At 68.2% G+C, this 24,971-nt stretch carries 31 protein-coding genes; 21 read left to right on the top strand and 10 right to left on the bottom strand.

Features of this window, described 5'->3' with window-relative positions; all coding sequences use genetic code 11:
- The first annotated feature begins 26 nt into the window (after positions 1-26).
- The 3 genes from ACFXOM_RS03750 to ACFXOM_RS03740 all read left to right on the top strand — a co-directional run bounded on the left by ACFXOM_RS03750 (position 27) and on the right by ACFXOM_RS03740 (position 1,546).
- Positions 27-401: a roadblock/LC7 domain-containing protein gene (locus ACFXOM_RS03750; protein WP_384940901.1), complete on the top strand. Its 375-nt coding sequence runs from the start codon at positions 27-29 to the stop codon at positions 399-401.
- Positions 402-406: 5 nt separating this feature from the next.
- On the top strand, positions 407-835 hold the full coding sequence (locus tag ACFXOM_RS03745; protein ID WP_384940899.1) for a hypothetical protein: 429 nt from the start codon (positions 407-409) through the stop codon (positions 833-835).
- Between the two features lie 360 nt (positions 836-1,195).
- Positions 1,196-1,546, top strand: a complete 351-nt coding sequence (locus ACFXOM_RS03740) for a hypothetical protein (RefSeq protein ID WP_384948162.1) — start codon at positions 1,196-1,198, stop codon at positions 1,544-1,546.
- An 8-nt stretch (positions 1,547-1,554) separates the two neighbouring features.
- On the opposite strand, the gene ACFXOM_RS03735 is transcribed toward ACFXOM_RS03740, so the two are convergent.
- Entirely contained in the window at positions 1,555-2,130 is a 576-nt protein-coding gene (locus ACFXOM_RS03735; RefSeq protein ID WP_384940883.1) for a hypothetical protein, read from the bottom strand.
- Positions 2,131-2,254: 124 nt separating this feature from the next.
- Here ACFXOM_RS03735 and hemL point away from each other — a divergent pair, with 124 nt between their 5' ends.
- From hemL to ACFXOM_RS03695, 8 genes are all read left to right on the top strand, one after another.
- Positions 2,255-3,571, top strand: coding sequence for a glutamate-1-semialdehyde 2,1-aminomutase (gene hemL, locus ACFXOM_RS03730; protein WP_384948165.1), 1,317 nt, complete (start codon positions 2,255-2,257; stop codon positions 3,569-3,571).
- A complete protein-coding gene (locus ACFXOM_RS03725) occupies positions 3,568-4,248 on the top strand; it encodes a histidine phosphatase family protein (protein ID WP_384940879.1) in 681 nt (226 codons plus the stop codon). Before hemL ends, ACFXOM_RS03725 begins: the two co-directional genes overlap by 4 nt.
- 115 nt (positions 4,249-4,363) lie before the next feature.
- A complete protein-coding gene (locus ACFXOM_RS03720; RefSeq protein ID WP_384948168.1) occupies positions 4,364-5,608 on the top strand; it encodes a hypothetical protein in 1,245 nt (414 codons plus the stop codon).
- A 77-nt stretch (positions 5,609-5,685) separates the two neighbouring features.
- The gene (locus tag ACFXOM_RS03715; protein ID WP_384940875.1) at positions 5,686-6,294 is read left to right on the top strand and encodes a TlpA family protein disulfide reductase; all 609 of its coding nucleotides are present in this window, start codon (positions 5,686-5,688) and stop codon (positions 6,292-6,294) included.
- Positions 6,295-6,337: 43 nt separating this feature from the next.
- On the top strand, positions 6,338-7,075 hold the full coding sequence (locus ACFXOM_RS03710) for a cytochrome c biogenesis CcdA family protein (protein WP_384940873.1): 738 nt from the start codon (positions 6,338-6,340) through the stop codon (positions 7,073-7,075).
- A gap of 3 nt (positions 7,076-7,078) precedes the next feature.
- Complete coding sequence (locus ACFXOM_RS03705) at positions 7,079-8,827, top strand: cytochrome c biogenesis protein ResB (RefSeq protein WP_384940871.1); 1,749 nt, start codon at positions 7,079-7,081, stop codon at positions 8,825-8,827.
- The gene (gene ccsB, locus ACFXOM_RS03700; RefSeq protein ID WP_384940869.1) at positions 8,824-9,906 is read left to right on the top strand and encodes a c-type cytochrome biogenesis protein CcsB; all 1,083 of its coding nucleotides are present in this window, start codon (positions 8,824-8,826) and stop codon (positions 9,904-9,906) included. Before ACFXOM_RS03705 ends, ccsB begins: the two co-directional genes overlap by 4 nt.
- Before the next feature lie 37 nt (positions 9,907-9,943).
- Complete coding sequence (locus ACFXOM_RS03695; RefSeq protein ID WP_384940867.1) at positions 9,944-10,474, top strand: SRPBCC domain-containing protein; 531 nt, start codon at positions 9,944-9,946, stop codon at positions 10,472-10,474.
- Here the strand turns inward: ACFXOM_RS03695 and ACFXOM_RS03690 are convergent.
- The 3 genes from ACFXOM_RS03690 to ACFXOM_RS03680 are packed head-to-tail and all read right to left on the bottom strand — an operon-like array spanning position 10,461 to position 12,293.
- A complete protein-coding gene (locus ACFXOM_RS03690) occupies positions 10,461-11,399 on the bottom strand; it encodes an isopenicillin N synthase family dioxygenase (RefSeq protein ID WP_384940865.1) in 939 nt (312 codons plus the stop codon). The two genes, ACFXOM_RS03695 and ACFXOM_RS03690, sit on opposite strands and share 14 nt — an antisense overlap.
- Positions 11,389-11,853, bottom strand: coding sequence for a nucleoside deaminase (locus ACFXOM_RS03685; protein ID WP_384940863.1), 465 nt, complete (start codon positions 11,851-11,853; stop codon positions 11,389-11,391). Before ACFXOM_RS03685 ends, ACFXOM_RS03690 begins: the two co-directional genes overlap by 11 nt.
- Before the next feature lie 47 nt (positions 11,854-11,900).
- Positions 11,901-12,293: a PLD nuclease N-terminal domain-containing protein gene (locus ACFXOM_RS03680; RefSeq protein ID WP_384940861.1), complete on the bottom strand. Its 393-nt coding sequence runs from the start codon at positions 12,291-12,293 to the stop codon at positions 11,901-11,903.
- A 90-nt stretch (positions 12,294-12,383) separates the two neighbouring features.
- Between ACFXOM_RS03680 and ACFXOM_RS03675 the strand changes: the two genes are divergently transcribed.
- From ACFXOM_RS03675 to ACFXOM_RS03665, 3 genes are read left to right on the top strand one after another with little or no spacing between them, the layout of a single operon-like run.
- Positions 12,384-13,835 carry a menaquinone biosynthesis decarboxylase gene (locus tag ACFXOM_RS03675; protein ID WP_384940859.1) on the top strand — a complete coding sequence of 484 codons (1,452 nt, stop codon included), beginning with the start codon at positions 12,384-12,386 and terminating at the stop codon, positions 13,833-13,835.
- A complete protein-coding gene (gene mqnP, locus ACFXOM_RS03670; RefSeq protein ID WP_384940857.1) occupies positions 13,832-14,734 on the top strand; it encodes a menaquinone biosynthesis prenyltransferase MqnP in 903 nt (300 codons plus the stop codon). The genes ACFXOM_RS03675 and mqnP overlap by 4 nt, the downstream gene beginning before the upstream one ends.
- Before the next feature lie 26 nt (positions 14,735-14,760).
- Positions 14,761-15,342 (top strand): Uma2 family endonuclease, encoded by a 582-nt coding sequence (locus tag ACFXOM_RS03665; RefSeq protein ID WP_384940855.1) that lies wholly within the window; start codon positions 14,761-14,763, stop codon positions 15,340-15,342.
- A gap of 11 nt (positions 15,343-15,353) precedes the next feature.
- On the opposite strand, the gene ACFXOM_RS03660 is transcribed toward ACFXOM_RS03665, so the two are convergent.
- On the bottom strand, positions 15,354-15,968 hold the full coding sequence (locus ACFXOM_RS03660; RefSeq protein ID WP_384940854.1) for a rhomboid family intramembrane serine protease: 615 nt from the start codon (positions 15,966-15,968) through the stop codon (positions 15,354-15,356).
- A gap of 90 nt (positions 15,969-16,058) precedes the next feature.
- On the opposite strand from ACFXOM_RS03660, the gene ACFXOM_RS03655 reads away from it, so the two are divergent.
- The 6 genes from ACFXOM_RS03655 to ACFXOM_RS03630 all read left to right on the top strand — a co-directional run bounded on the left by ACFXOM_RS03655 (position 16,059) and on the right by ACFXOM_RS03630 (position 21,315).
- On the top strand, positions 16,059-16,724 hold the full coding sequence (locus tag ACFXOM_RS03655; protein WP_384940852.1) for a UbiX family flavin prenyltransferase: 666 nt from the start codon (positions 16,059-16,061) through the stop codon (positions 16,722-16,724).
- Between the two features lie 134 nt (positions 16,725-16,858).
- Positions 16,859-17,314 carry an Lrp/AsnC family transcriptional regulator gene (locus tag ACFXOM_RS03650; protein WP_384940850.1) on the top strand — a complete coding sequence of 152 codons (456 nt, stop codon included), beginning with the start codon at positions 16,859-16,861 and terminating at the stop codon, positions 17,312-17,314.
- Between the two features lie 89 nt (positions 17,315-17,403).
- Complete coding sequence (gene mqnE / locus ACFXOM_RS03645; RefSeq protein WP_384940848.1) at positions 17,404-18,567, top strand: aminofutalosine synthase MqnE; 1,164 nt, start codon at positions 17,404-17,406, stop codon at positions 18,565-18,567.
- Positions 18,568-18,673: 106 nt separating this feature from the next.
- Positions 18,674-19,198, top strand: coding sequence for a GNAT family N-acetyltransferase (locus ACFXOM_RS03640; RefSeq protein WP_384940846.1), 525 nt, complete (start codon positions 18,674-18,676; stop codon positions 19,196-19,198).
- Positions 19,199-19,255: 57 nt separating this feature from the next.
- Positions 19,256-19,546 (top strand): DUF4229 domain-containing protein, encoded by a 291-nt coding sequence (locus ACFXOM_RS03635; protein ID WP_384940845.1) that lies wholly within the window; start codon positions 19,256-19,258, stop codon positions 19,544-19,546.
- A 431-nt stretch (positions 19,547-19,977) separates the two neighbouring features.
- Positions 19,978-21,315, top strand: coding sequence for a dicarboxylate/amino acid:cation symporter (locus ACFXOM_RS03630; protein ID WP_385036853.1), 1,338 nt, complete (start codon positions 19,978-19,980; stop codon positions 21,313-21,315).
- Positions 21,316-21,375: 60 nt separating this feature from the next.
- Here ACFXOM_RS03630 and ACFXOM_RS03625 read toward each other — a convergent pair whose 3' ends face one another.
- The 4 genes from ACFXOM_RS03625 to ACFXOM_RS03610 form a co-directional block, all read right to left on the bottom strand.
- On the bottom strand, positions 21,376-21,939 hold the full coding sequence (locus tag ACFXOM_RS03625; RefSeq protein ID WP_385036851.1) for a transposase: 564 nt from the start codon (positions 21,937-21,939) through the stop codon (positions 21,376-21,378).
- Between the two features lie 91 nt (positions 21,940-22,030).
- Entirely contained in the window at positions 22,031-22,465 is a 435-nt protein-coding gene (locus ACFXOM_RS03620; protein ID WP_385036850.1) for a hypothetical protein, read from the bottom strand.
- A gap of 206 nt (positions 22,466-22,671) precedes the next feature.
- Positions 22,672-22,914, bottom strand: a complete 243-nt coding sequence (locus tag ACFXOM_RS03615) for a hypothetical protein (RefSeq protein WP_384940838.1) — start codon at positions 22,912-22,914, stop codon at positions 22,672-22,674.
- A 108-nt stretch (positions 22,915-23,022) separates the two neighbouring features.
- A complete protein-coding gene (locus tag ACFXOM_RS03610) occupies positions 23,023-23,760 on the bottom strand; it encodes a VOC family protein (RefSeq protein ID WP_385036848.1) in 738 nt (245 codons plus the stop codon).
- Positions 23,761-24,127: 367 nt separating this feature from the next.
- Here ACFXOM_RS03610 and ACFXOM_RS03605 point away from each other — a divergent pair, with 367 nt between their 5' ends.
- Positions 24,128-24,568: a hypothetical protein gene (locus ACFXOM_RS03605; RefSeq protein ID WP_385036846.1), complete on the top strand. Its 441-nt coding sequence runs from the start codon at positions 24,128-24,130 to the stop codon at positions 24,566-24,568.
- On the opposite strand, the gene ACFXOM_RS03600 is transcribed toward ACFXOM_RS03605, so the two are convergent.
- Complete coding sequence (locus tag ACFXOM_RS03600; protein ID WP_385036844.1) at positions 24,552-24,929, bottom strand: 6-pyruvoyl tetrahydropterin synthase family protein; 378 nt, start codon at positions 24,927-24,929, stop codon at positions 24,552-24,554. The two genes, ACFXOM_RS03605 and ACFXOM_RS03600, sit on opposite strands and share 17 nt — an antisense overlap.
- Positions 24,930-24,971: the final 42 nt, after the last annotated feature.

Genomic DNA, 24,971 nt, shown 5'->3' with positions numbered 1-24,971 from the left:
ACGCACACGTGCGAGGAGGTATGTGAATGGATCACGAGGCGTTGGCCGGTGAGCTGAAGGAACTTCGCGACCAGATATCAGGAATCACCGATACGGTCATCGCCGCCGTGGACGGACTGCTCATCGCGGCCGACACGGAGGACAACATCGAACCGAACGGACTCGCCGCGCTCGCCGCGGCCAAGATGGGCATTGCCCAGCGTACGGCGGCGGCCACGGGCCGCGGGGCCCTGCAGCGCACGGTGGCTTGCGGGAGCAAGGGCTGCGCCGCGGTGTACGCGGTGGGGGACACGGCCCTGATGGTGATCGTCGGCGACGAAGGGCTCGACGTCGAACGGCTGCACCGGGAATCCCAGCCGATGCTGAAGCGCATCGGAGCCATCCTCTCCGAAGGGAAGTGACGAACATGGCCACGAAGCGCATCACGGGGTTCTCAGACCAGATCATGGCTCTGGTGAAGGCTCTGAGAGCCGAGACGCCCGACTGTGTCGCGGCAGGTGTCGTCGACATGGCAACCGGCATGCTCCTGTCCTACGAGACCGTCGACACCCACCCCACGGAGGTCTTGGACCTGCTCGCGGGCGCGACGCTGGACCTGTTCCAGGGACGCACGGTGCTGATGATCGAGGACGTCTTCAAGGAGCGACGAGGAGTCCAGAACGATCACCACTACTTCCAGGAAATCCTGGTGAACAGTGAAAACCTCACCCACCTGTTCATCCGGATGAACAACAGCCAGGACGTCGTCGCTGTCGCGGTATGCCGCAAGTCGGTCAATGTGGGCATGCTCTTCGCCCAGGCCAGACGCGTGGTGAAGGAGTACGGAGGGATCTGAGCCGCAGCGGATCCGGGGGCCAGCCCCCGGATCGTCACTCCGTTCATCACGCTGCCACAATCCCCGGACGCTGTCGTCACGTTGGCGGGTATGGCGGGTATGGCGGGTGAACGGTTCTCCGGATTCAGCTGCCGAGTCGATCGAACGCCCGGAATCCTGCCGTTGGCGCGACGCCCTGGACCGGGCCGCGAAGGCCCACCCTGCCGATCGGCACCGCGCCGTCAGCCACCGCGCCCGCTGTGACAACGTCCGCAGTCGGGCGGCGGCGCGTCATCGCCGTCGACGGCACAGCGCTCCAGGGTCGGCCGTCTCACCTCGGCGTGAAGGCACCTGCTCTCCGCGGGTACCCACGGCCGCGCCGTGCCCCTCACCCAGGCCGAGGTCGGTGCCACGACGAAGGAGACCACGCAGGTCCGGCCACTGCCGGCGTCGCTGGAGTCGGCCGACGCCGCCGTCACCTTCGACGCGCCGCGCTCGGACACGGCGAACGCCTCCTGGCTGGTCGAGGCAGAGAAGGCCCACTCCATCGCCGTGATCAGGACCAGCCGGCCGACACCGCTTGCAGCCGGGCCCGCGGCCCTGCCACGGCGGGACGTTCCCGTCCGGCACACCGCCTCCGCCGCCTCGTCGACGCGAAGAGGCGGGCGCCTGCCGGCCGCTCCCGGTGCGTTGACGAGGGCGGGGCCCCGAAATCCCGCCCGCTACCAGTGAAAACCAGCTCAGGGCCACACCAGGCAGTACGGCTGATGCCCCGCCTCGTGCAGACGATGGCTGAAATCCTGCCACTCGTGCAGCAGCTGGTAGACGTTGAACGCATCTCGCGGGCCGCCCCTGTCCGGGACCGTCGACCAGATGAACGCCGCCGCGCCCACCGACTCGTCGCCGATGCCGCGCAGGGGGTCGACCACGGTCATGGGCAGCTTCACCACCGCGTAGTCGGGGTGGAGCACCACCAGCTCCAGGGGCGGCACCCTGTGCAGGGGCATGCCCTGGATCCCCGTGAGGACCATGGCGGCTATCGTTTCTGGCTTGATCTTGGTGAACATGCCGCCCATGCCGAGCTCGTCACCGCCGAGCTCCTCCGGGCGCATCGAGATCGGCACGCGGGCCGCCGTGGCACCGTCCGGGGCGCCGAAGTACTTGTAGGTCACCCCCATGGGGCTGCCGCCCCCCAACGGGCTGCCGCCCTTGCCTGCCATGGGCTCGTCAGCCTCGTGCCGCCGGTGCCTCCCCCGTCGGGCAGGCTCGGGACCCAGGTCATCGGTTCCCTCGCCCAGTCCGCCACCGCGATGCATATCTCCACCCGACTGCTTTTAGGACGCACAGCCCTGCCGCGCAACCCGATCATCGTGACAGTGACCTCCCCCACGAACGTGCAGTGAAACACCTGTCCGCAGATCCGTCCGGGCCTCTGACACCATGGATTCCGTGAGCTTTCCCTATGACGCCCCAGTTTCGCAGACGCTTTTCGACCGCGCGTCCCTCGTGACGCCCGGCGGCGTGAACTCTCCTGTCCGCGCTTTTCGTGCCGTGGGCGGTACGCCCCGGTTCATGGTGTCCGGTTCGGGTCCGTACCTGACGGACGCCGACGGGCGCAGTTACGTCGACCTCGTGTGCTCCTGGGGTCCGATGATCCTCGGGCACGCCCACCCCGAGGTCGTCGCCGCCGTCCAGGAGGCCGTCGCCCGCGGTACCTCGTTCGGCACGCCGGGTGAGGGCGAAGTCGCGCTCGCCGAGGAGATCGTGGCCCGGGTCGCCCCCGTCGAGCAGGTGAGGCTCGTCTCCTCCGGTACGGAGGCGACGATGTCCGCGATCCGGCTGGCCCGCGGGTTCACCGGGCGCGCCAAGGTGATCAAGTTCGCGGGCTGCTACCACGGACACGTGGACGCGCTGCTCGCCGCGGCGGGTTCCGGCGTGGCGACCTTCGGCCTGCCGGACACCCCTGGTGTCACGGGCGCCCAGGCGGGCGAGACGATCGTCCTGCCGTACAACGACCTGGACGCGGTGCGCGCCGCCTTCCGGGCGCACCCGGGCGAGATCGCCTGTGTGATCACGGAGGCGTCGCCGGGCAACATGGGCGTGGTCCCGCCGCTGCCCGGCTTCAACCAGGGGCTCAAGGACGCGTGTGCCGCGAACGGCGCGTTGTACATCTCCGACGAGGTGATGACCGGTTTCCGCACCAGCAGGTCCGGCTGGTTCGGCGTCGACGGCGTCGTCCCCGACCTGCTGACGTTCGGCAAGGTCATGGGTGGCGGCTTCCCGGCCGCGGCGTTCGGCGGCCGTGCCGACGTCATGGGCCACCTCGCTCCGGCCGGGCCGGTCTACCAGGCCGGCACCCTCTCCGGGAACCCGATCGCGACCGCCGCGGGCCTCGCCCAGCTGCGGCTGCTCGACGACGCCGCCTACGCGAAGGTCGACCGGGCTGCCGAGCAGGTCCGGGACCTCGTGACCGAGGCCCTGTCGAAGGAGGGCGTGGCGCACCGGCTCCAGACCGCCTCGAACATGTTCTCGATCTTCTTCACCGACCGCGAGGTCCGTGACTACGAGCAGGCGAAGCAGCAGGAAGCCTTCCGCTTCAACGCCTTCTTCCACTCGATGCTCTCTCAGGGCGTCTACCTCCCGCCGTCCGCCTTCGAATCCTGGTTCGTGTCGACCGCCCACGACGACGCGGCGATCGCACGGATCGCCGCCGCACTGCCCGCGGCCGCTCGCGCCGCTGCGGAGGCCGTCGCATGACCAGTACGGAAAAGACGGTCGTCCATCTCATGCGGCACGGGGAAGTGCACAATCCCGACGGGGTGCTGTACGGGCGCCGACCGGGGTACCACCTGTCCGATCTCGGCAGGCAGATGGCCGATCGGGTGGCCGAGCACCTGGCGGAACGTGACATCACTCACGTCGTGTCCTCCCCGCTGGAGCGGGCCCAGGAAACGGCGACCCCCATCGCCAAGTCGCACGGGCTCGACCTGGGCACCGACGAGCGGCTGATCGAGGCGGCGAACGTCTTCGAGGGCAAGACCTTCGGAGTGGGTGACGGTGCGCTGCGCAAGCCGAGCAACTGGAAGCACCTGACCAACCCGTTCCGGCCGTCCTGGGGCGAGCCGTATCTCGACCAGGTGGTGCGGATGATGGGCGCGCTGGACGCGGCGCGCGACGCCGCCCGCGGGCACGAGGCCGTCCTGGTCAGCCACCAACTGCCGATCTGGATCGTGCGCAGTTACGTGGAGCGGCGCAGGCTCTGGCACGACCCGAGGCGCCGGCAGTGCACCCTCGCGTCGTTGACGAGCTTCACCTACGTCGGCGACAAGATCGTCTCGGTCGGCTACTCGGAGCCCGCTCGGGACCTCGTCCCCGCTCATCTCCTCGCCGGGGCCAAGCCGGTGAAGGGAAAGTCGAAGGCATTTGGCGCATGACTCCCTGGTAGCGATTCATTTTTTGTGCTAGTCCCTGGAACCTTCGCGTTGCGCGCGCCATCTAACCCTCTGGTTGTACGGCGGCAGTGAACGCGATGGAATCGGGGACGGCGGTATGCGCAACATCAGCCGACGGAGCATGTTGGGAGCAGGACTCGGTGCCGCAGCGGCGATCGGAATCGCCGGCTGCGGCCCCGACTCAAGCAACGACACAGGGGGCAAGGCAAGTGCCGGCAGTGGCGGCGGGGGCGAAGGGTCCGGCTCTGACGAGAAGCCGGTCCGCCTCATAGGTGACGGCTCGACCGCCGACACGGGAAAGCAGCCGAAGCAGCCGGAGAAGCCGGTCCCGCTCGAACCGGGGCAGACCCCGCCGCAATTCGTGGTCTTCTCCTGGGACGGGGCGGGTGAGGTCGGTAACGGCCTCTTCCCACGCTTCCTGGAACTCGCCAAGAGCCACGGTGCGGCGATGACCTTCTTCCTGTCCGGGCTCTATCTGCTGCCCGAGGCGAAGAAGACCCTCTACAAGCCGCCGAACAATCCGGTCGGCGCGTCCGACATCGGCTATCTCACCGACCCGCACATCAAGGAGACGCTGAAGTACGTCCGGCAGGCCTGGCTCGACGGCCACGAGATAGGCACGCACTTCAACGGGCACTTCTGCAGCGGGTCCGGTTCGGTGGGCAATTGGACCCCCGCCCAGTGGCAGAACGAGATCGACCAGGCTGTGTCCTTCGTCACCCAGTGGAAGACGAACACCGGCTGGAGGGACCTCGATCCACTGCCGTTCGACTACCACAAGGAACTCGTCGGCGGCCGTACGCCGTGCCTGCTGGGTCAGGAGAAGCTCCTCCCGACCGCGAAGAAGCTCGGTTGGCGATATGACGCGAGCTCACCCGGCGGTCGGCAGAAGTGGCCGGAGAAGCGGGACGGCGTCTGGGACCTGCCACTGCAGGCCATGCCGTTCCCCGGGCACTCCTTCGAGGTGCTGTCCATGGACTACAACATCCTCGCCAACCAGTCGCAGAATTCGACGAAGGGCATGCCTTCCCGTTATCCGGGTTGGCGCAAGCAGGCGACCGAGTCGTACCTCAAGGGATTCACGCGCGCCTACGAGTCGAATCGCGCACCGTTCTTCATCGGCAACCACTTCGAGCAGTGGAACGGCGGGATATACATGGACGCCGTCGAGGAGGCCCTGAAGGGGATGGCGGGAAAGAAGGACGTGCGGCTCGTGTCCTTCCGTCAGTTCTGCGACTGGATCGACGTCCAGGATCCGAAGATCCTCACGCAGCTGCGCACGCTGGAGGTCGGCCAGTCCCCCGCGGGCGGTTGGAAGACCTTCCTCAAGGCCACTGCTTAATCGTCCTTGACACCGGGCGTTACGGGCACCCGGGGGGGCGCGGAAGATCCCCAGAAGGCTCATGCGAAACTTTTCACATGAGCCTTATCCGCGCCCCCCGAGTCACCTTGCCGGCCATCGGTGTCGCAGTACTGGCGGCCGCACTCACGCTGTCGGCGTGCAGTGGCGGCACGACCGGCAAGTCCGGTGGTGGTGGCGACACCAACTTCGTGGCCAGCAACGGTGGTATCTCGACCGTGGCCAAGGGCAAGCGCGTGGACGCCCCCGTGCTGAGCGGCAAGGACCTCTCGGGCAAGCCGCTCAGCCTCGCCGACTACAAGGGCAAGATCATCGTGCTGAACCTCTGGGGCTCGTGGTGCGCGCCCTGTCGAGCCGAGGCGCCCTACCTCACCAAGGTCGCGAAGGAGACCAAGAGCAAGGGCGTGGAGTTCGTCGGGATCAACACCCGCGACCCGCAGACCGGCCCGGCGCTCGCCTTCGAGAAGGAATTCCAGGTCGGCTACCCGAGCTTCCACGACCCGAGCGGCAAGATGGGCCTGAAGTTCCCCAAGGGCAGCCTCAGCCTGCAGGGCATTCCGTCCACGGTCGTCGTCGACCGCGAGGGGAAGATCGCAGCCCGCGCGCTGACGGCGCTCGACGACAAGCAGCTGCACTCCATGATCGACCCGCTGGTCGCGGAGAAGTGATGCGCGGCCTTGCCAGGGGCGGCGGCCGGTGGAGGGCTGCCCGGTGAACGACACGCTCATCAGCGGAGCGCTGCTGCTCGCGCTGCCCATCGCCGTGCTCGGGGGGCTCGTCTCCTTCTTCTCACCGTGTGTGCTGCCCCTGGTTCCGGGCTACCTCAGTTACGTGACCGGCGTGGCGGGTACCGATCTCGCCGAGGCCAAGCGGGGCAGGATGGCCGCCGGGGCGTCGCTCTTCGTCCTCGGCTTCTCGGCCGTCTTCGTCTCTGGCGGAGCGCTCTTCGGCTTCTTCGGCTGGACCCTGGCCGAGCACCGGGAGGTGCTCACCACGGTCCTCGGCGTACTGATGATCCTCATGGGGATCTTCTTCATGGGGCTGATGCCCTGGTTCACCCAGCGGGAGTTCCGGTTCCACAAACGCCCGGTGACGGGCTTGGTGGGGGCGCCGCTGCTGGGTGCGCTCTTCGGGATCGGCTGGACCCCGTGCATCGGCCCGACGCTCACCGTCGTCAACGGGCTCGCCACCAGCGAAGCCAGCGCCGGCCGCGGCGCCCTGCTCTCGGTCGCCTACTGCTTCGGTCTCGGTCTGCCGTTCATCCTCGCCGCCGTCGCCTTCCGCAAGGCGCTGGGCGCGTTCGGCTGGGTGAAGCTGCACTACGCGTGGGTGATGCGCATCGGCGGCGGCATGATGGTCGTCACCGGTCTGCTGCTGCTCACAGGTGCGTGGGACATCCTCGTCCAGGACATGCAGGGCTGGGCCAGCGGTTTCCAGGTGGGGATCTGATCCATGAGCAGGACTGACACGACGGGGAGCACCACCGACCCGGAGCCCGTCGATCACGGCGAGCTCGCCACGGCCGGTGAACAGCTGTCCACGGCGCCGCAGGAGAAGTCCGTGCCCGGCTCCTTCGGCGGCTCGCGGGCGCCCGGTGCCGCCGGGGCGCTCGCTTGGACGCTCCGGGAGACGGTCGGCTGGGTGCGCTGGTTCTGGCGGCAGCTGACGTCGATGAGGGTCGCGCTGATCCTGCTCTTCATGCTCTCCCTCGGGGCGATCCCGGGCTCCCTCATCCCGCAGAACAGCGTGGACGAGTTGAAGGTCCGCACCTGGAAGGCGAACAACGAGTTCTGGACGCCGGTCTTCGAGAAGCTCCAGCTGTTCGACGTCTACAGCTCGGTCTGGTTCTCGGCGATCTACCTCCTGCTGTTCGTCTCGCTCATCGGCTGCATCGTGCCCCGCACCTGGCAGTTCGTCGGCCAGCTACGAGGCCGACCCCCGGGCGCGCCCAAGCGGCTCACCCGACTGCCCGTGTACGCGACCTGGCGCACCGAGGCCGCTCCGGAGGCGGTGCGCGAGGCCGCGCTGGCGATGCTGCGGAAGCGCCGGTTCCGTGCGCACACCGCCGGTGGGGCGGTCGCTGCTGAGAAGGGCTACTTCCGTGAAGTGGGCAATCTGCTCTTCCACGTCGCGCTCATCGTGATGCTCGTGGCGTTCGCCGCCGGACAGCTGTTCAAGTCGGAGGGCGGCAAGTTGATCGTTGAGGGTGACGGCTTCGCGAACACCCTGCCCCAGTACGACGACTTCAAGTCCGGGTCGATGTTCAGCGTCGACGACCTGGTTCCGTTCAGCTTCTCCCTGGACAAGTTCACCGCGACGTACGAGACGGGCGGGCCGCAGCGGGGAACGCCACGCACCTTCGAGGCCGCGGTGACCTATGCCGAGGGGGCCGAGGGCAAGGACCGGAAGTCCGTCATCCGGGTCAACGAGCCCTTGGAGGTGGACGGTTCCAAGGTCTACCTGATCTCGCACGGCTACGCACCGGTCGTCACGGTGCGCGACGGCAGGGGGCAGGTCGTCTCCCGGCAGGCCGTACCGCTGCTGCCGGTCGACAACAACATCACCTCCACCGGTGTCATCAAGGTGATGGATGGATACCGGGACAAGAACGGCAAGAAGGACCAGCTGGGCTTTCCTGCCTTCTTCGTCCCGACGTACGCGGGCAAGGGCAAGGGGCAGATGTTCTCCCAGTTCCCGGCCCTGGTCTTCCCTGTCCTCAACCTGAGCGCCTACCACGGAGACCTGCGCGTCAACGGTGGTGTCCCGCAGAACGTGTACCAGTTGGACACCCGGAAGATGACGCCGTTCAAGGACGCGTCCGGCCAGGTGTTCAAGAAGTCGCTGATGCCGGGCGAGACGATGACGCTGCCCGGCGGGGCCGGCTCGATCACCTTCGAGAAGGAGATCAAGGAGTGGGCCAGCTTCAAGATCTCCCAGCAGCCGGGCAACGGCCTGGCGCTCTCGGGCGCGATCGCCGCGATCGCCGGACTGGCGGGCTCGCTGTTCATCCAGCGCCGCCGGGTCTGGGTGCGGGCCGTGCGGGGGGAGGACGGTCTGACCGTCGTCGAGATGGCGGGGCTGGGGCGGAGCGAGTCCGCCAGGCTCCCCGAAGAACTGGCCTCCCTGGCCGAAACCCTGCACGCCCAGGCGCCGACGGCGTCCGAACCGAACGAACCCACCTCCCGAGGGGCTGAGAAGTGATCCTCGCCGCCGCCACCAACGAGAGCCTCGCTCAGTTCAGCAACGTGCTGATCTACTCGGCGATGGCCGTGTACACCCTGGCCTTCCTGGCGCACATCGCCGAGTGGGTACTCGGCAGCCGCAGCAAGGTCGGCCGGACCGCCGCCGCGCTCACCGCCGGGGCGGGGGCCGCTGCCGCCCCGCAGGTCCGCGTCGCACAGAAGGGCGGCGGCACGGCCGTCCTGAACCGGCCGGAGATCGTCACGCGGTCCGCGGCCGGCGCCCGGGACGTGCCGGACGGCCCCGGCGCCGCCGCCGGTGACCAGCAGGGTGACGTCTACGGCCGGATCGCGGTCTCGCTGACGGTCCTGGCCTTCCTGGTGGAGGCCGCGGGTGTCGTCGCCCGCGCCCTGTCGGTCCAGCGCGCCCCCTGGGGCAACATGTACGAGTTCTCCACCACGTTCTCCACCATGGTGGTGGCCGCGTACCTCGGCTTCCTGGTCGCGAAGAAGAACGTCCGCTGGATCGGGCTGCCGCTGGTCACCACCGTCCTGCTCGACCTCGGCATCGCCGTCACGTGGCTCTACACCGAGAGCGACCAGCTGGTCCCTGCGCTGCACTCCTACTGGCTGTGGATCCACGTGTCCACGGCGATCTTCTGCGGCGCGGTGTTCTACCTGGGTGCCGTCGGCACCCTGCTGTACCTGTTCCGCGACTCCTACGAGAACAAGCTGGCGAACGGCGGCAACCCGGGAGGCTTCGCCCGGTCGGTTCTGGAGCGTCTCCCGTCCGCCGCCAGCCTGGACAAGTTCTCCTACCGCATCAACGCCGCGGTGTTCCCGCTGTGGACGTTCACGATCATCGCCGGAGCGATCTGGGCCGGCGACGCCTGGGGCCGCTATTGGGGCTGGGACGCCAAGGAAGTGTGGTCCTTCATCACCTGGGTGGCGTACGCCGCGTACCTGCACGCGCGCGCGACGGCGGGCTGGAAGGGCCGCAAGGCGGCGTACATCGCGCTGATCGCCTTCGGCTGCTTCCTCTTCAACTACTACGGCGTCAACATCTTCGTGAACAGCCTCCACTCGTACGCGGGGGTCTGAGGTCGCGTTCCCGGCGCCGCCGGGCAAAGCTGGTGCCATGACGGAAGCGATCCCCCACGGCACCAGCGAGACGCGCGACGGCGACACCCACGTGCTGCACTTCCTGTTCCTGCTGCCGCACCCCGTGGTGCGCGTCTGGTCCGCCGTGGCCACGCCCGAAGGACTGCCCCAGTGGCTCGCCGCTGCCGACCTGTTGGAGACCCATTTGGGCGGCTCCGTACAGCTCCGCTGGCTGAACGCGGCACCCGGGGAGGAGCCGACCGCGGTCTCCGGACGGGTGACGGCGTGGGACATGGAGTCGGTCGCCGAGTACACCGTCGAGGTGTACGGCCGGATCCGCTTCCACATGGAGCCCGCACCGGCGGACTCCCTCGCGACGGTCCTGCGCTTCACCAACGAGTTCACCGGCACCGACGAGCAGAGCCTCGACAACCTGGCGGGCTGGCACCAGCATTTCGAGTACCTCGCCCGGGCGCTCGACGGGCACCCCACGGACGGGGCGGCCTGGGCCGCCTGGACGCCGGACCGCTTCCGGGAGCTGCGCGAGGAGTACGTCAGCCGGCCCTGATCGCGTCCAGCTGGGCCCGCAGGTAGCGGTGCGAGTCCGTGCCGCGCACGTCCGTCCCCGGATCGCACTCGTAGAAGTACACCAGCGAGATCAGCTCCTCCGCCGGAGCGGCCGCGGGCGGCGGCAGCACCCGGTGGCGCCCGGAGCACCAGCGGCCGTCCGTCCAGCGGGCCATGAGGTCCCCGATGTTGACCGTGAGTGCGTCCTGCACGTACGGAGCGTCCTCCCAGCCGCCCTCGTCCGTGAAGACCTGGAGCCCGCCCCTACCGGTCTGCCGGTCGAGCACGGTGACCGTACCGAAGTCGGTGTGCGGACCGATCCGGAACTGGCCCGGCTGCGGCTCGCCGACGACGTTCCGCCCCGGGTACCAGTTGATGTTGAAGCCCCACGTCGGATGGCGGGTGTGCCGGGTGAAGAAGTCCCCGGGTCCTCCCAGGGCGATGCCGAGCAGTTCCAGAAGCCGGTCCGAGAGCGTCCGCATCTGCGCGAGGTACGCCTCCACCGCCGGTCGCAGTGCCGGGACCTCGGTGGGCCAGGTGTTCGGCAGGAACCACTCGGCATCCACCGCGCGGTCACCGGTCGGCTCGTCCGCGGCGAACGACAGCGACTCCTTCAGGTCGGGCGGCGTCTGCGTGCCCTCCGCGTAGCCGTTCGCCTCGGCGCCGGGCCCCAGCCAGCCGCGTTCTCCGACCCGAACCGCGTACGGCTCCTTGGCGGCGGGCGGCAGCCGGAAGAACCCGCGGGCCAGCGTCCGGATCTCCCGACGCAGCCGCGGATCCACGCCGTGGCCGGTGACCAGCAGGAATCCGGCGTTGCGCAGCGCGCCGTCCACGGTGGCCGCGGTACGGGCCCTGGCCTCGGGATCCCCGTCGAGCCAGCCGCCCAGGTCGATCACGGGGATCACGGGAACGCGGTCAGTCGCCATCGCCGATGTCCTCACTCCACAGGTCGGGGTGCTTGCCGATGAAGTCGTGCATCAGGGCCGTGCACTCGGGGTCGTCCAGGACGACGACCTCCACGCCGTGCGCGGCGAGCCAGCCGTGGGCTCCGGGGAAGGTCCGTGCCTCGCCGATGACGACCCTGGGGATGGCGAACTGGCGGACGAGGCCGGAGCAGTACCAGCAGGGGGAGAGCGTCGTCACCATCGTCGTCCGGCGGTACGACCTCCGACGTCCTGCCGCACGGAACGCCGCCGTTTCGGCGTGCACCGACGGATCGTCGTCCTGGACCCGGCGGTTGCGGCCACGGCCGAGGACCGTGCCGTCCGGCCCGTACAGCGCCGCCCCGATGGGGATGCCGCCCTCCGCGAGGCCCGCTCGCGCCTCGGCAACCGCGGTGCCCAGCCACCGCCGGTCCTGTTCCCGGTCGAAGAGGTCCATGACGTCACGCTCCAGTGCCGGGCCCGCTCCCCGGCCTCGTGGGCCCGTCAGGAGGAGCTGTCGGGGTCGCCGCCCTGCTCGCGTCGCTTCAGCTCCTCCTCGCGGCGGCGCAGGTCCGCCTCCCAGTCCTTGAGGAGTTCCTCGTCCTTGTCCTTCCGATCCTTGAGCGAGGCGAGGAATTCGGGGTTGTCGTCGGGTGCGACCCACGCCGTGCGACGGTTGCGCTGCCACGGGGCGGGGGCAGCCCCGCCCGCCGCGCCGCGCCGCGCTTTGCCGGCGGCCAGCCAGACGACCGGGCCGACGATGGAGAACAGCAGGATGATGATCACCCAGACGACCTTGGGCAGGTGCTTGACCTCGTCCTCGGAGGTGTTCAGGCAGTCGATGAAGGCGTAGATCGTCAGCGCCAGGATCAGGATGAACGGCAGGTACCTGAGCATTGCGGAGCGCATCCCCCCGGGAAGCGACGGAGGGCCCGCGGAAGGCCCCGGTGACGGGTCCAGGGTAGTCGGTGACAGATACTGGGGCGTATGGCTTATGACGATCTTCGCTCGCTGCTCCGCGCCCTGGAGCGCGAGGGCGACCTCAAGCGCATCAAGGCCGAAGTCGACCCGCACCTGGAGGTCGGGGAGATCGTCGACCGGGTCCAGAAGTCCGGGGGCCCGGCGCTGCTCTTCGAGAACGTGCGCGGTTCCTCGATGCCGCTCGCGATGAACGTGTACGGCACCGACCGCCGGCTGCTCAAGTCGCTGGGCCTGAAGTCGTACGACGAGATCAGCGCGAAGATCGGCGGGCTGCTGAAGCCCGAGCTTCCGCACGGCTTCGTCGGTGTGCGCGAGGCCTTCGGGAAGCTGGGTTCGATGGCACACGTGCCGCCGAAGAAGGTGAAGGACGCCCCGGTGCAGGAGGTGGTCCTGCGCGGCGACGACGTCGATCTCGACCTGCTGCCCGCGCTGTTCACCTGGCCCAAGGACGGCGGCTCCTTCTTCAACCTGGGCCTCACCCACACCAAGGACCCCGAGACCGGCGTCCGCAACCTCGGCCTCTACCGCCTGCAGCGTCACGACAAGCGCACCATCGGCATGCACTGGCAGATCCACAAGGACAGCCGCAACCACTACCAGGTGGCCGCACGCCGCGGAGAGCGACTGCCGGTCGCGATCGCCTTCGGCTGCCCGCCGGCGGTGACCTACGCCTCGACGGCCCCGTTGCCCGGTGACATCGACGAGTACCTCTTCGCGGGCTTCGTGCAGGGCAAGCGGATCGAGATGGTCGACTGCAAGACGGTGCCGCTGCAGGTCCCGGCGCAGGCGGAGGTCGTGGTGGAGGGCTGGCTGGAGCCCGGGAAGACGCTCCCCGAGGGGCCGTTCGGCGACCACACCGGTTTCTACACGCCGCAGGAGGACTTCCCCGCCCTCACCGTCGACTGCGTCACGATGCGCAAGCGGCCACTGCTCCAGTCGATCGTGGTGGGCAGGCCGCCCACGGAGGACGGCCCGCTCGGCCGCGCGACGGAGCGCTTCTTCCTGCCCCTCCTCAAGATCATCGTGCCGGACATCGTGGACTACCACCTCCCGGAGTCCGGCGGTTTCCACAATTGCGTGATCGTCTCGATCGACAAGAAGTACCCGAAGCACGCGCAGAAGGTCATGCACGCCATCTGGGGCGCCCACATGTTGTCGCTGAGCAAGCTGGTCGTGGTCGTCGACTCCGACTGCGACGTCCACGATCTGCACGAGGTGTCCTGGCGTGCACTTGGCAACACGGACTACGCCCGCGACCTGACGGTGGTCGAAGGACCGGTGGACCATCTGGACCACGCTTCCTACCAGCAGTTCTGGGGCGGCAAGGCAGGCATCGACGCGACGAGGAAGTGGCCCGAGGAGGGCTACACGCGTGACGGCGGATGGCCGGACATGGTCGAGTCGGACCCGGCCACGGCGGCCCTGGTCGACCGTCGCTGGAAGGAGTACGGCCTGTGAGCGCGTCCGCAGCGGCGGTTGCGGGGCCCGGCCGGACCAGGGCGTTCCTGCGGCTGGTGATGATCGAGCACTCGGTCTTCGCGCTGCCGTTCGCCTACATCGCCTCGCTCACCGCGATGTTCCAGCTGGACGGCACGGTCCACTGGGGCACGTTGCTGCTCGTGACCCTCGCGATGGTGGGCCTGCGGACCTTCGCGATGGCCTGCAACCGGATCATCGATCGTGAGATCGACGCCCGCAACCCCCGCACGGCGGGGCGGGAGATCGTCACGGGGGCCGTGTCGGTGCGTTCCGCCTGGACCGGGTCGGGCGTCGCCCTGGTGGTCTTCCTCGGTGCGGCTGCGCTGCTGAACCCGCTGTGCCTCGCGCTCGCGCCGGTCGCGGTCGTGCCGATGGTGGTCTATCCGTACGGGAAGCGGTTCACGAACTTCCCGCACGCGATCCTGGGCATCGCCCAGGCCATGGGCCCGGTCGGGGCGTGGATCGCGGTCACCGGAACCTGGTCCTGGGACGCGGTGGTCCTGGGCCTCGCGGTCGGTGTCTGGATCGGTGGCTTCGATCTGATCTTCGCGTGTCAGGACGTCCAGGCGGACCGGGCGCAGGGCGTGTTGTCGGTCCCGGCCCGCTTCGGAGTTCCCGCGGCCCTGTGGGGGGCGCGGGCCTGCCACGCGGTGACCATGGGCCTCCTCGTCTGGTACGCGCTGGCCACCGGTGCCGGGACGTTCTTCTGGCTGGGGCTGGCGACCGTCGCCGTGGCGTTCGTCTACGAGCACACGATCGTGCGGCCGCACGACCTGTCCCGACTGAACCGGGCGTTCTTCACCGTCAACGGCTTCATCGGGATTGCCCTGTTCGTGTGTGCGCTGCTCGATCTGATCGTTCGAGGTCTGACCGTCTAGCTAGCGTGCGGCCTACCATCGAGTGCATGGACAGGGAGGCCGATGTGACCATCTCGGAGACCGACCGCCTGCACTCACAGCTCAGCCGGCTCGAGGACATGTTCCCGGGTTACCGGACGGAGATCGTCGAGGGCGCCATCGTGATGAGTCCGGTCAAGCCGCACCACAACCAGACGATCTGGAAACTGTGGAGCGCGTTGGAGGGCCAGCTCTCCGACGAGTGGGGTTTCATCAGCGACGTCAGCGTCCCGTTCGACGAAGAGAACGAGTTCTGCCCCGACCTCGCCGTGATCCCGAAAGCCGAGTCGGCGAAGAACCTCAGCGCGTACCCCCCTGACCTCATCGAGCTGGCCATCGAGGTGGTTTCCCCGGGGAGTGTGCGCAACGACTACGAGATCAAGGACCGGGCGTACGCACGGCGCGGCATTCCGAACTACCTGATCTTCGACCCTTATAAAGCGCACTGTGTGACGCTCTGGAATCCGGGCCCGGACGGGTACCTCGGCCGGGACACACTTTCCTACGGAAAGACCGTCGTCGTGGAGACCGGCATCGGCAAGCTCTCACTGGACACCGCCGAGCTGCCGGTGGACCCTGGCGCCTCCTGACGGTCCGTCCGCTAGGCCATGACCGGGGTCGCGGCCCGGGAGCGGCGGCGGAAGGCGAAGGCGGCGGCCACGCCCGCGACCAGCCCGACGAGGTGGCCCTGCCAGCTCACCGCCGTGTTGCCGGGGGAGATGCCGAGCAGGATCGAGCCGCCCCATATCGCGCCCACGACCAGACCTATGCCGATGTCCAGGGGCTTGCGGTCCACGAAGCCGCGCGCCAGCAGGTAGCCGAAGAGGCCGAAGACCACCCCCGATGCGCCCGCCGTGTTCGAGTTCGCCGGGGAGATCAGCCAGACGCCGAGACCGTCGGCCACGACGATCAGCGCGACGACGCCGAGGAAACGGCGGATGCCGCCGAGCGCGGCCAGGAACCCGAAGACCAGCAGGGGGACCGTGTTCGACGCGACGTGCGCGAAGCCGAAATGGAGGAACGCCGCGGGCACGATGTCACCCAGTTCGGCGGGGTCGCGCGGTGTGATGCCGTGTCCATCGAGCGAGTGGCCCGTCGCCACGTCGACGGCTTCGAGTACCCACAGCAGCGTCACCCAGCCGAGCATGAGCTTTGCGGCGGTCTTCGCCCGTTCGACACGGCCCACGCCGGGCTCCGTGCCCCATGTCCCTGTCATCGCGACCCCCTGCGCTCCTGCGTCTCCCCCGGAAACGTCCGGGGTACCTTACTCAGTTCCGCCCGCCCTCGGCCGGATAGGCTCCATGCCATGACTGACGCCAACCGCACCCCGTGGGTCGTCGGGGTCTCCGGGGCGTCCGGGACCCCGTACGCCGCGGCGGTGCTCCGCGGGCTGCTCGACGCGGGCGAGAGCGTCGATCTCGTGGTGTCGCGAGCCTCGCGGCTCACCCTGCTCGACGAGACCGGGATCGCGTTCCGGGATGCGCACTGGCGGGACGACCTGCGGGACTGGCTCGGCCGCGGCGCCGACGGCAAACCGGACGCCTTCCGGGCCGACGTGACGGACGTACGGCACTGGGCGGCGGGGGACCTGGCCGCCGGGCCGTCCTCCGGCTCGTACCCCGTCAAGGGGATGCTGATCGTGCCGGCCTCCACGGCGTGCGTCGCGGGCGTGGCGCTCGGTCTGTCGAAGGACCTGCTCCAGCGCACGGCGAGCGTGACGCTGAAGGAGCGGCGGAAACTGGTGGTCGCCGTGCGGGAGACCCCGCTGAACGGGCAGACCCTCCGGCACCTCGTGGCGCTCGACGAAGCGGGCGCCGTGGTGCTGCCCGCGTCGCCCGCCTTCTACTCCGGAGCTACGCACATCCAGGACCTGGTGGACTTCGTCGCGGGACGGGTGCTGGACGCGGCGGGCGTGCCGCACCGGCTGTACCGGCGTTGGGAGGGGGAGCTGGGTGGCTCCAGGGCCGACTAGGCCCTCCGGAAGGTGACCGGTGTCGCCGGTCTGCAGTTCGCTCGTTCGACGAAGGGTGCCGGGTGTCTACCCTGCGCGCCTTAGATTTAACACGTAAAATTGCGGTAGCGATGAATAATGGAAGGCTCAGGCATATGGACGCCGTGGATAGGCAGCTCATCCAGGCTCTGCGCGAGAACGGCAGGGCTTCGTACGCCGAACTCGGCCGGCTCGTGGGACTCTCCGGTCCCTCCGTCACGGACCGCATCAACCGCCTGGAGGCCGCCGGCGTCATCACCGGCTACCGGGCGACCGTGGACGCCCCTTCGCTCGGCCTCGGCGTCACCGCGCTGATCGGCATCTCGCTCTCCGACGCGGCCGACCACGAGGACGTGGCGCGCCGGCTGCGCGACCTCGCGGAGATCGAGGACTGCTGGTTCATCGCGGGCGACGACTCGTACATGCTCAAGGTGCGGGGGACCGACGTCGACGGCTTGGAGAAGACGATCCGCCGGCTCTCCGGGACGAAGGGCGTGTCGCGCACGCGGACCACCATCGTTCTCTCCACCAAGTGGGAGAACCGTGTGGGGGAGCTACCCGAGGAGGAGTAGGCGCACGGCGCCATGGGGGCTCGGTCCCGCCGGAGGGCGGGGGAGTACGGTGGGGGAGCTTGTTCACATGGAGATATGGAGGCGGCCGGATGGACGCGGGGCTCAAGCGCGAGCTGGAGGAGAAGGTCCGGGCCGGCGAGCGGCTGACCCGCGAGGACGGCATCGCGCTCTACGAGTCGGACGATCTGGCATGGCTCGGCGGGCTCGCCCACGAGGTGCGGACCCGCAAGAACGGTGACGTCGTCCACTTCAACGTCAACCGCCACCTCAACATGACGAACGTCTGCACGGCTTCGTGCGCGTACTGCTCGTTCCAGCGCAAGCCGGGCGAGAAGGACGCGTACACGATGCGCATCGAGGAAGCCGTCCGCCTCGCCAAGACGATGGAGAGCGAGAACCTCACCGAGCTGCACATCGTCAACGGGCTACACCCCAACCTTCCTTGGCGCTACTACCCGCGCTCGCTCAGCGAACTCAAGAAGGCCCTGCCGAACGTCTCGCTGAAGGCCTTCACGGCCACGGAGATCCACCACTTCGAGACGATCTCGGGGCTCAGTGCGAGCGAGATCCTCGACGAACTGATCGAGGCCGGCCTGGAGTCCCTCACCGGTGGCGGTGCGGAGATCTTCGACTGGGAGGTCCGGCAGCACATCGTCGACCACCGCACGCACTGGGAGGACTGGTCGCGCATCCACCGGCTCGCGCACGAGAAGGGCCTCAAGACCCCGTCCACGATGCTGTACGGGCACATCGAGGAGCCTCGTCACCGGGTGGACCACGTGCTCAGGCTGCGCGAACTCCAGGACGAGACCGGCGGATTCCAGGTCTTCATCCCGCTGCGCTACCAGCACGACTTCGTAGACATGCAGGACGGCAAGATCCGCAACCGCCTGCAGGCGCGCACGACGATGGCCACGGGCGCGGAGGCGCTGAAGACCTTCGCGGTGTCGCGGCTGCTGTTCGACAACGTCCCGCACGTCAAGGTCTTCTGGGTGATGCACGGGGTGCAGACCGCGCAGTTGGCGCTCCAGCACGGCGCGGACGACATGGACGGTTCGGTCGTCGAGTACAAGATCACCCACGACGCGGACAACTACGGAACCCCGAACAAGCTGACGCGCGATGATCTGCTGGAGCTGATCCGCGACGCCGGGTTCCGCCCCGTCGAGCGGAACACGCGGTACGAGGTGATCAGGGAGTACCCGGGGCCGGACGCCGACCGCCGCGAGTCTCCCCAGCCGATGCGCGTCTGACCCGTTCCGGACCGGTCGCGGTGCCCCGGAGGTGTGCCGGCGCGCGTGCGCCGGCACCGGAAGGCGCCTTTTCGGCGTCGCGCCGGCACGTTGTTAGTGTCGATCCATGGCGCTCGTCTTCACCCTGGACCCCGCTGTCGACCGCGATCTGCGCGACGGCGTGCTCGGGCTGTGGACGGACGTGTCCAACGCCGACGGAGCCGTCGGCTTCGTCCCACCCGTGAGCGCCGAGGAGATACGGCCCGAGCTGGTCCGGCATCTCGTGGCGATGGCCGAGGGGCGGACCCGGCTGCTCGTCGGCAGGGACACGGGCGGTGAGGTCGCCGCGGCCGCGTTCCTCACGCACAACACCCACCGGCTGATGCGGCACTGGATCTGGCTGTACACGGTGATGGTGCACCCGCGTCACCAGGGCGGAGGCCACGGCCGCGCCCTGCTCGCCGCAGCGGCCGAGGCCGCACGGGGCCTGGACGGCATCGACGCGATCCGCCTCACCTGCCGCGGTGGCACCGGACTCGAGCGGTTCTACGCGTCGTGCGGCTACCAGGAGGTCGGCCGGGTGCCCGGCGCGATACGGGTCGCCGACGGGGACGACCGCGACGACATCACGATGCTGCTCCCCCTGAACTGATCGTCTGGCCGCGTGCTTCACTGGACGGGCAACCCATTGAAGCGGAAAGGGGCCGTCGTGTCCGAGAGCAAGACGAGCGCCACGCTCCGGTACACCCTCATGCGTTTCGGCATTTTCGCCGGATGCTTCCTGGTCCTGTGGGGACTGGTGTACCTGCGTGTGCTGCCGAGGGGCCTCGGCGAATCCAACCTCCTGTGGGTCCTGGTCCTCTCGGTCCTCCTCTCGGCGCCGCTCAGCCTCGTGCTGCTGCGCAAGCAGCGCGACGCGATGTCGGAGCAGATCGTCGCCAAGGTCGACCGGGCGAAGTCCCGCCTGGACGCGAACCGCGCCAGCGAGGACGCCCGGTAGCACGACGGCGCCGACGGGGGCGCGGCTCCGCCCGGCGACCGGGCGGGGGCGCCGTTCCGAGGACGCGGGCGTCCGGTGCGCAACGCGTAACGTTCCTCACACGTCCGACGGCACCCCGGCACGGGAACACACTTTCCCGTGCCGGGGTGCCGCCGTTCCAGGCCCCGTTGGGGTCGCCACCCGGACCAAAGGTCTACTTTGAGGACCTCAAAGTCCAAGTGTTAACGTGTCCGGCATGACGACAGCAGCGTTCCACCGAACAGTCATGAGCGCCCCGCTCGTGGCGCGTCTGCACGTCGACCTGTGCCGCTGTATGTCCGCGGTCTGTTGCCGCTCCGTCTGACCCGGCATCATGCAGTGGCGCCCCCCGAGCGCACGGGCGCCGCACCCCCCTTCCCGTACCTCTCCCGACGCCTTACCGGAGCGTGCCCGTGTCCGCGAACTCCGCGACGCCCACCCCAGCCCGCCGCATACCCTCGATACCGTTCTGGGCGCAGATCGTCACCGGCCTCGCGCTCGGTGTCCTGCTCGGCTGGCTCGCCCGCAGCCAGGACATCGGCTGGCTCCACACGACCCTCGAACAGGTCGGCGACATCTTCGTCCAGCTGCTCAAGCTCGCCGTCGCCCCGCTCGTCTTCTTCGCGATCCTGGTGTCGATCACCAACCTCCGCAAGGTCAACAACGCAGCCCGGCTCGCCACCCGCACCTTGCTGTGGTTCATGATCACCTCGCTGATCGCGGTCGCCATCGGCCTGCTGATCGGCCTCCTGACCGACCCGGGCGCCGGTACCGGCCTCACGCCCAGGGACGGCCAGAAGCCGGACCACGCCGGTTCGTGGATCGACTTCCTCACCGGCATCGTGCCGACGGACGTCGTCACACCGTTCACCGAGTTGAACGTCCTCCAGATCGTCTTCATGGCCGCCGTCGCCGGTATCGCGGCCCTGCAACTGGGAGACCGCGCCAAGCCGGTCCTCGCTCTCAGCGAGTCCGTCCTCGAACTGCTCCAGAAGGCCCTGTGGTGGGTCATCCGACTCGCCCCGCTCGGCACGGTCGGCCTCATCGGCTACGCGATCGCCGACTACGGCTGGGACCTGATCGGCAAGTACGCGACGTTCACCGCCGACGTCTACATCGGCTGCGCGCTCGTGCTGTTCGGCGTGTACCCGCTGCTGCTGGCGACCGTCGCCAAGGTCAACCCGCTGCAGTTCTTCAAGGGCGCTTGGCCGGCCATCCAACTGGCCTTCGTCTCCCGCTCGTCGGTCGGCACGATGCCCGTCACGACCAAGGTCACCGAGCGCCTCGGCGTCCCCAAGGAGTACACGTCCTTCGCCGTGCCGTTCGGCGCCACGACGAAGATGGACGGCTGCGCCGCCATCTACCCGGCACTCGCGGCGATCTTCATCGCCCAGATCTTCGACGTGCAGCTGGGCGTCAAGGACTACCTGCTGATCGCCTTCGTGTCGGTCGTCGGCTCCGCGGCGACGGCGGGTCTCACGGGCGCGACGGTGATGCTGACCCTGACCCTTTCCACGCTGGGCCTGCCGCTGGAGGGCGTGGGCCTGCTGATGGCGATCGACCCGGTCCTGGACATGATGCGGACGGCGACGAACGTCGCCGGTCAGGCGTTGGTCCCCGTCGTGGTCGCTGCACGCGAGGGGATCCTCGACCACGACGCGTACAACGCGGCGAAGCTGTCGCCGATCGAGGATGGGGAGGCGGACGGCCGCGAGGCGGAGCAGCAGGCGGCAGTTCCCATAACTGCCTAGAAGGCTCATAAGGATCTTGGCGAGGGGCTGTCCGGCCGTAGGCCGGGCAGCCCCGTTTCGCTACGTGGTGGCTGGGGCGAGTTGCCGGGCGCCACCGATCCGGGTGAGTCCGAGGCTGACCAGTCGGCGGAGGTTGAGGGCGGCTGCTCGGGTGTGGAGCCAGATGTTGTTGGCGATGGTTCCGCGATGGCGCAGGCGGCGGTTGCCGTGCTGGACGAGCCAGGCGACGGCGCGTTCGACCGGTGGTCGCAAGCGCCGGTGGTCGGCTTGCCAGTCGGGATCGTTCGCGGTTTGGTGGCGGGCGGCGGCCTGGAGGGTGTGGTGAAGACCGATCCCGCAGGCGGCCTTCCACCGCAGGTCGCACCGCAGTTCCTGGACCGTCTCCAAGTCCGACAGCCCGTGCAGGGCCTGCAGCGTGATCGCCTCGGCCAGGGTCTGCGGCGGCATGCTGGGCCGTCCGTTCGCCCAGGGATACATGTCCGCGAACATCTCCGCCGGAAACAGCGCACCGCGATGCCCGGCCAGGAACGCGAACACACTCCCCGCCGGGATCAACTCCCGGCAGATCTCCCACACATCCGGACCGACCGTCTCCCCGGCCCATTCCCCATCACCACGAAACAAGTCCGGCCCCACCGCTCACGCGGCGGGGCCAGAACCCCAAGATCTCCATGAGCCTTCTAGAGCCAAAAGAGACTCAACAGCTGAGTGAGCCCTACCAGGCGGGGCACCAATCCTGGCGCTCTGTCGAGAAACCGATCGGGACACGCGTCTCCGTCCGCCACAGCAGGCCCGGGTCGGGCGGGAACTCATCGGATGTCGGAGCCGGAGGATGCAGGCGCCTGTGGCCCGGGAGCGGAATCTCAACGAGCGCGCCGTCCCGCATCATCCACAGTCCGAAGCAGTCGTCCTCCTCGTCATGCATCAGCACCTGCACGCTCGCCGGGTACGGCCACGCCAGGGACTCCAGGTGCCGAAGCAGCCCCGACCGCGGGGGCACCCGGTTGAACTCGATCACCCACCCACCAGCGAACAGCCTGAGCGGCTCGAACTGGCCCTGCCAGCCACGCGAGTCATCCGGCCGGGTCAGCGGTTCCATCACCTCGTCCGCGTACGGCGCCAATACGATGACCTGTGCGATTCTGCTCATGTCGAAGTTCAGCGCAGACCGTGGGCCAACGGCAATCGAATTCAGAGGCCGAGGGTAAGGCGAACACCCACCTGAATCAGGATGCGCAGGATTCCGTACAGCCGACATCACGAGTTCTGGTTGGTGAGAATCCCATGTCAGCGCACGCGTTCCCTTTCGCCGCAACTGCGCGCGGCCGAAAGCCGCGGACGACACCGACGAACTGTTCAGGAGGCCCTGCTCGCATGCGCCGAGCACCTCGCGAGCACCCGATCGGGTGACGGTTCGCCCATCACGGTCATCGCGGCGCAGATGGCGGCAGGCGTCTCGTTGCGCAGGGAGCCGCGGGCGGTCCTGCCGTCCACGTCGATCGAGTCCGAGCCGACGGGATTGGCGCCGGTCAGATCGGCCGGGCTGCCGGGCAGACCAGGCCGACGCCCTTCCCGAGGGTGGTGTTCCTGGCGTCCCACGACGCTGCACCGGATCACCGGGGGACCCGTCCCCGTCTACGGTGGCATGAGCTGACGCCACGCGGTCTCCGCCGCTGACCCGAAACCGGTCGGAGCCGTTGCTCGCGGTCAGAGCGGGGGGAGGAGACAGAACTCGTTGCCCTCCGGGTCGGCCAGAACCGTCCAGGAGATTGCGGACTGATCGATACCGGGGTCGGTGGCTCCCAGAGCGCGCAGTCGGGCTTCCTCTGCTGCCAGGTCGTCGCCGGGGAAGGGCCGGACGTCGAGGTGGACGCGGTTCCACCCGCTCTTGGTGTCGGGGGTGCGGAGGAACTCCAGGTAGGGGCCGACGCCTTTGGCGGAGCGCATGGTCGCGTGGTCGTCGGTGACCTCGTGCAACATCCAGTCCATCGCCTCGCCCCAGAACCGGGCCATCGCTCGTGGGTCGGTGCAGTCGACCACCACCGCGGCGACCGGCCCGGTGCCCTGGTAGATCTGACGGGGCTCCAGGACGCAGAACTCGTTGCCCTCCGGGTCGGCCATGACCGTCCAGGGGACGTCGCCCTGCCCCACGTCGGCGAACGTCGCGCCGAGATCCTTCAGGCGCGCGACCAACTCCGCCTGATGGGCGGTCGAGGTGGTGGCCATATCAAGGTGCACCCGGTTCTTCACCGTTTTGGGTTCCGGCCGGGCGACGATGTCGATGCAGACGGCCACGGGGTCGGGGTAGGCGAAGCCCACCGGTTCGAGGTTGGTCACACCGGGTCCCTCGCTGTCGACATCCCAGCCGAGTGCCTCCGCCCAAAACCGGCCGAGCACGGAGTCGTCCCGTGCCTTCATATTGATCTGCACCAGTCGTGTTGCCATGCCGCAGATCCTAGAAGCCGCCGGCCCTGCCCGCCGCGACCAGGCACGCACTCGACCAGGCACTGACCATGGGACCGTGATTGATCACGTAATCGGCAGGGTGGCCGTGCTCACTGGGTAGCAGTTGCGCACGTCGCCGAAATGATCTCCGGCTACGAAAATCACGCCAGTGCCGCGTTCGCGAGTACGCCGACACTCAACACACAAGTGGGCAGCCGGAAGACCGCACCGAGAACTCCCAAGAGCCGTATAATCGATAATGAGGGTCACGCGCTATCTGCAACTCAGGAAATTCCTATGCCAAGGGATGCCCGTAATCTTCGGCGTTTCAAGCCCGTGACCCGATGCGCGGTCGACCGCATGCATCGTGAAGGACGATTACATCCTGCCTGCAATGAGAGTGCGCGAACAAGGAGGGATTCTTTTCATGAGTGGGTCGCATTCGCAAGCTTCGGAGATATCCGTCATTTGGGTGGAGCAGAGCCTTCCCGGTTTCCATAACTGGCCCGATGCGCCGCCCGAGCGCGACTTTCTGGCACATCGTCACCGTCATGTCTTTCGGGTGCGAGCGGAGATACTCGTCAGGCATGATGAGCGAGACCTCGAGTTCTTCGATGTCGCGGACCGCATCCGGGCCTGGTGGGGGCCGGGCGAGCATGAATTTGGTTCTGCGTCATGCGAGGCGATGGCTCGCGAACTGGGACTGCACCTGATCCGAAGTGGTCTACCGGTGACGGAGACGTCTGTCGCGATAAGCGAGGAAGGGGGCTCGAGGGTGATCTGGCGTGGCATCAGCCCCTCGCCCTGATGGGACGGTACTCGGCCCAGGTCTTCGGGGTCTCCGAGACGCGGATGGCGACGAGCTCGGGAATTTGGGGAGACCACATTTCATAAACCCACATAGCAATATTCTCCGCACTTGGGTTGCGTTCAGGGATGCAGTCGTTCAGATGGCGATGGTCCAATGTGGTATCGATCCAGTTCTTGAACTCTGCCAGGTCCCTGTAATCGCGAACGAAGCCAGCTTCCGTGAGTTCGTCGGGAGTCGCCGTGAGCTCGATGACGAATATGTAGTTGTGTCCGTGCATTCGTCCGCATGGATGGTCCGGAGGGAGATGGTCGAGCACGTGACTCGCCGAGAAATGGAATTCCTTGGAAATGGACAGCATGGCTCGATATCTCCTTGTGGTGATCAGTGAGAATGTATTTGG

The sequence above is a fragment of the Streptomyces sp. NPDC059169 genome (assembly GCF_042755225.1).
Taxonomy (GTDB): Bacteria; Actinomycetota; Actinomycetes; order Streptomycetales; family Streptomycetaceae; genus Streptomyces.
Note: the sequence above shows the minus strand (reverse complement) of the source record. Positions and strands in the feature narration are given on the sequence as shown.

Excerpts from the sequence above, each read along its gene's own strand:
- ACFXOM_RS03725 (WP_384940879.1), top strand. The coding sequence starts at position 3,568 with ATGACCAGTACGGAAAAGACGGTCGTCCATCTCATGCGGCACGGGGAA.
- ACFXOM_RS03620 (WP_385036850.1), bottom strand. The coding sequence starts at position 22,465 with ATGAGCAGAATCGCACAGGTCATCGTATTGGCGCCGTACGCGGACGAG.
- ACFXOM_RS03705 (WP_384940871.1), top strand. The coding sequence starts at position 7,079 with ATGAGCAGGACTGACACGACGGGGAGCACCACCGACCCGGAGCCCGTC.
- ACFXOM_RS03675 (WP_384940859.1), top strand. The coding sequence starts at position 12,384 with ATGGCTTATGACGATCTTCGCTCGCTGCTCCGCGCCCTGGAGCGCGAG.
- ACFXOM_RS03655 (WP_384940852.1), top strand. The coding sequence starts at position 16,059 with ATGACTGACGCCAACCGCACCCCGTGGGTCGTCGGGGTCTCCGGGGCG.
- mqnE (WP_384940848.1), top strand. The coding sequence starts at position 17,404 with ATGGACGCGGGGCTCAAGCGCGAGCTGGAGGAGAAGGTCCGGGCCGGC.
- ACFXOM_RS03715 (WP_384940875.1), top strand. The coding sequence starts at position 5,686 with ATGAGCCTTATCCGCGCCCCCCGAGTCACCTTGCCGGCCATCGGTGTC.
- ACFXOM_RS03750 (WP_384940901.1), top strand. The coding sequence starts at position 27 with ATGGATCACGAGGCGTTGGCCGGTGAGCTGAAGGAACTTCGCGACCAG.
- ACFXOM_RS03665 (WP_384940855.1), top strand. The coding sequence starts at position 14,761 with ATGGACAGGGAGGCCGATGTGACCATCTCGGAGACCGACCGCCTGCAC.
- ACFXOM_RS03685 (WP_384940863.1), bottom strand. The coding sequence starts at position 11,853 with ATGGACCTCTTCGACCGGGAACAGGACCGGCGGTGGCTGGGCACCGCG.
- hemL (WP_384948165.1), top strand. The coding sequence starts at position 2,255 with ATGGATTCCGTGAGCTTTCCCTATGACGCCCCAGTTTCGCAGACGCTT.
- ACFXOM_RS03695 (WP_384940867.1), top strand. The coding sequence starts at position 9,944 with ATGACGGAAGCGATCCCCCACGGCACCAGCGAGACGCGCGACGGCGAC.
- ACFXOM_RS03640 (WP_384940846.1), top strand. The coding sequence starts at position 18,674 with ATGGCGCTCGTCTTCACCCTGGACCCCGCTGTCGACCGCGATCTGCGC.
- ACFXOM_RS03650 (WP_384940850.1), top strand. The coding sequence starts at position 16,859 with ATGGACGCCGTGGATAGGCAGCTCATCCAGGCTCTGCGCGAGAACGGC.
- ACFXOM_RS03745 (WP_384940899.1), top strand. The coding sequence starts at position 407 with ATGGCCACGAAGCGCATCACGGGGTTCTCAGACCAGATCATGGCTCTG.
- ACFXOM_RS03690 (WP_384940865.1), bottom strand. The coding sequence starts at position 11,399 with ATGGCGACTGACCGCGTTCCCGTGATCCCCGTGATCGACCTGGGCGGC.
- ACFXOM_RS03735 (WP_384940883.1), bottom strand. The coding sequence starts at position 2,130 with ATGCATCGCGGTGGCGGACTGGGCGAGGGAACCGATGACCTGGGTCCC.
- ACFXOM_RS03600 (WP_385036844.1), bottom strand. The coding sequence starts at position 24,929 with ATGCTGTCCATTTCCAAGGAATTCCATTTCTCGGCGAGTCACGTGCTC.
- ACFXOM_RS03720 (WP_384948168.1), top strand. The coding sequence starts at position 4,364 with ATGCGCAACATCAGCCGACGGAGCATGTTGGGAGCAGGACTCGGTGCC.
- ACFXOM_RS03610 (WP_385036848.1), bottom strand. The coding sequence starts at position 23,760 with ATGGCAACACGACTGGTGCAGATCAATATGAAGGCACGGGACGACTCC.
- ACFXOM_RS03680 (WP_384940861.1), bottom strand. The coding sequence starts at position 12,293 with ATGCTCAGGTACCTGCCGTTCATCCTGATCCTGGCGCTGACGATCTAC.
- ACFXOM_RS03660 (WP_384940854.1), bottom strand. The coding sequence starts at position 15,968 with ATGACAGGGACATGGGGCACGGAGCCCGGCGTGGGCCGTGTCGAACGG.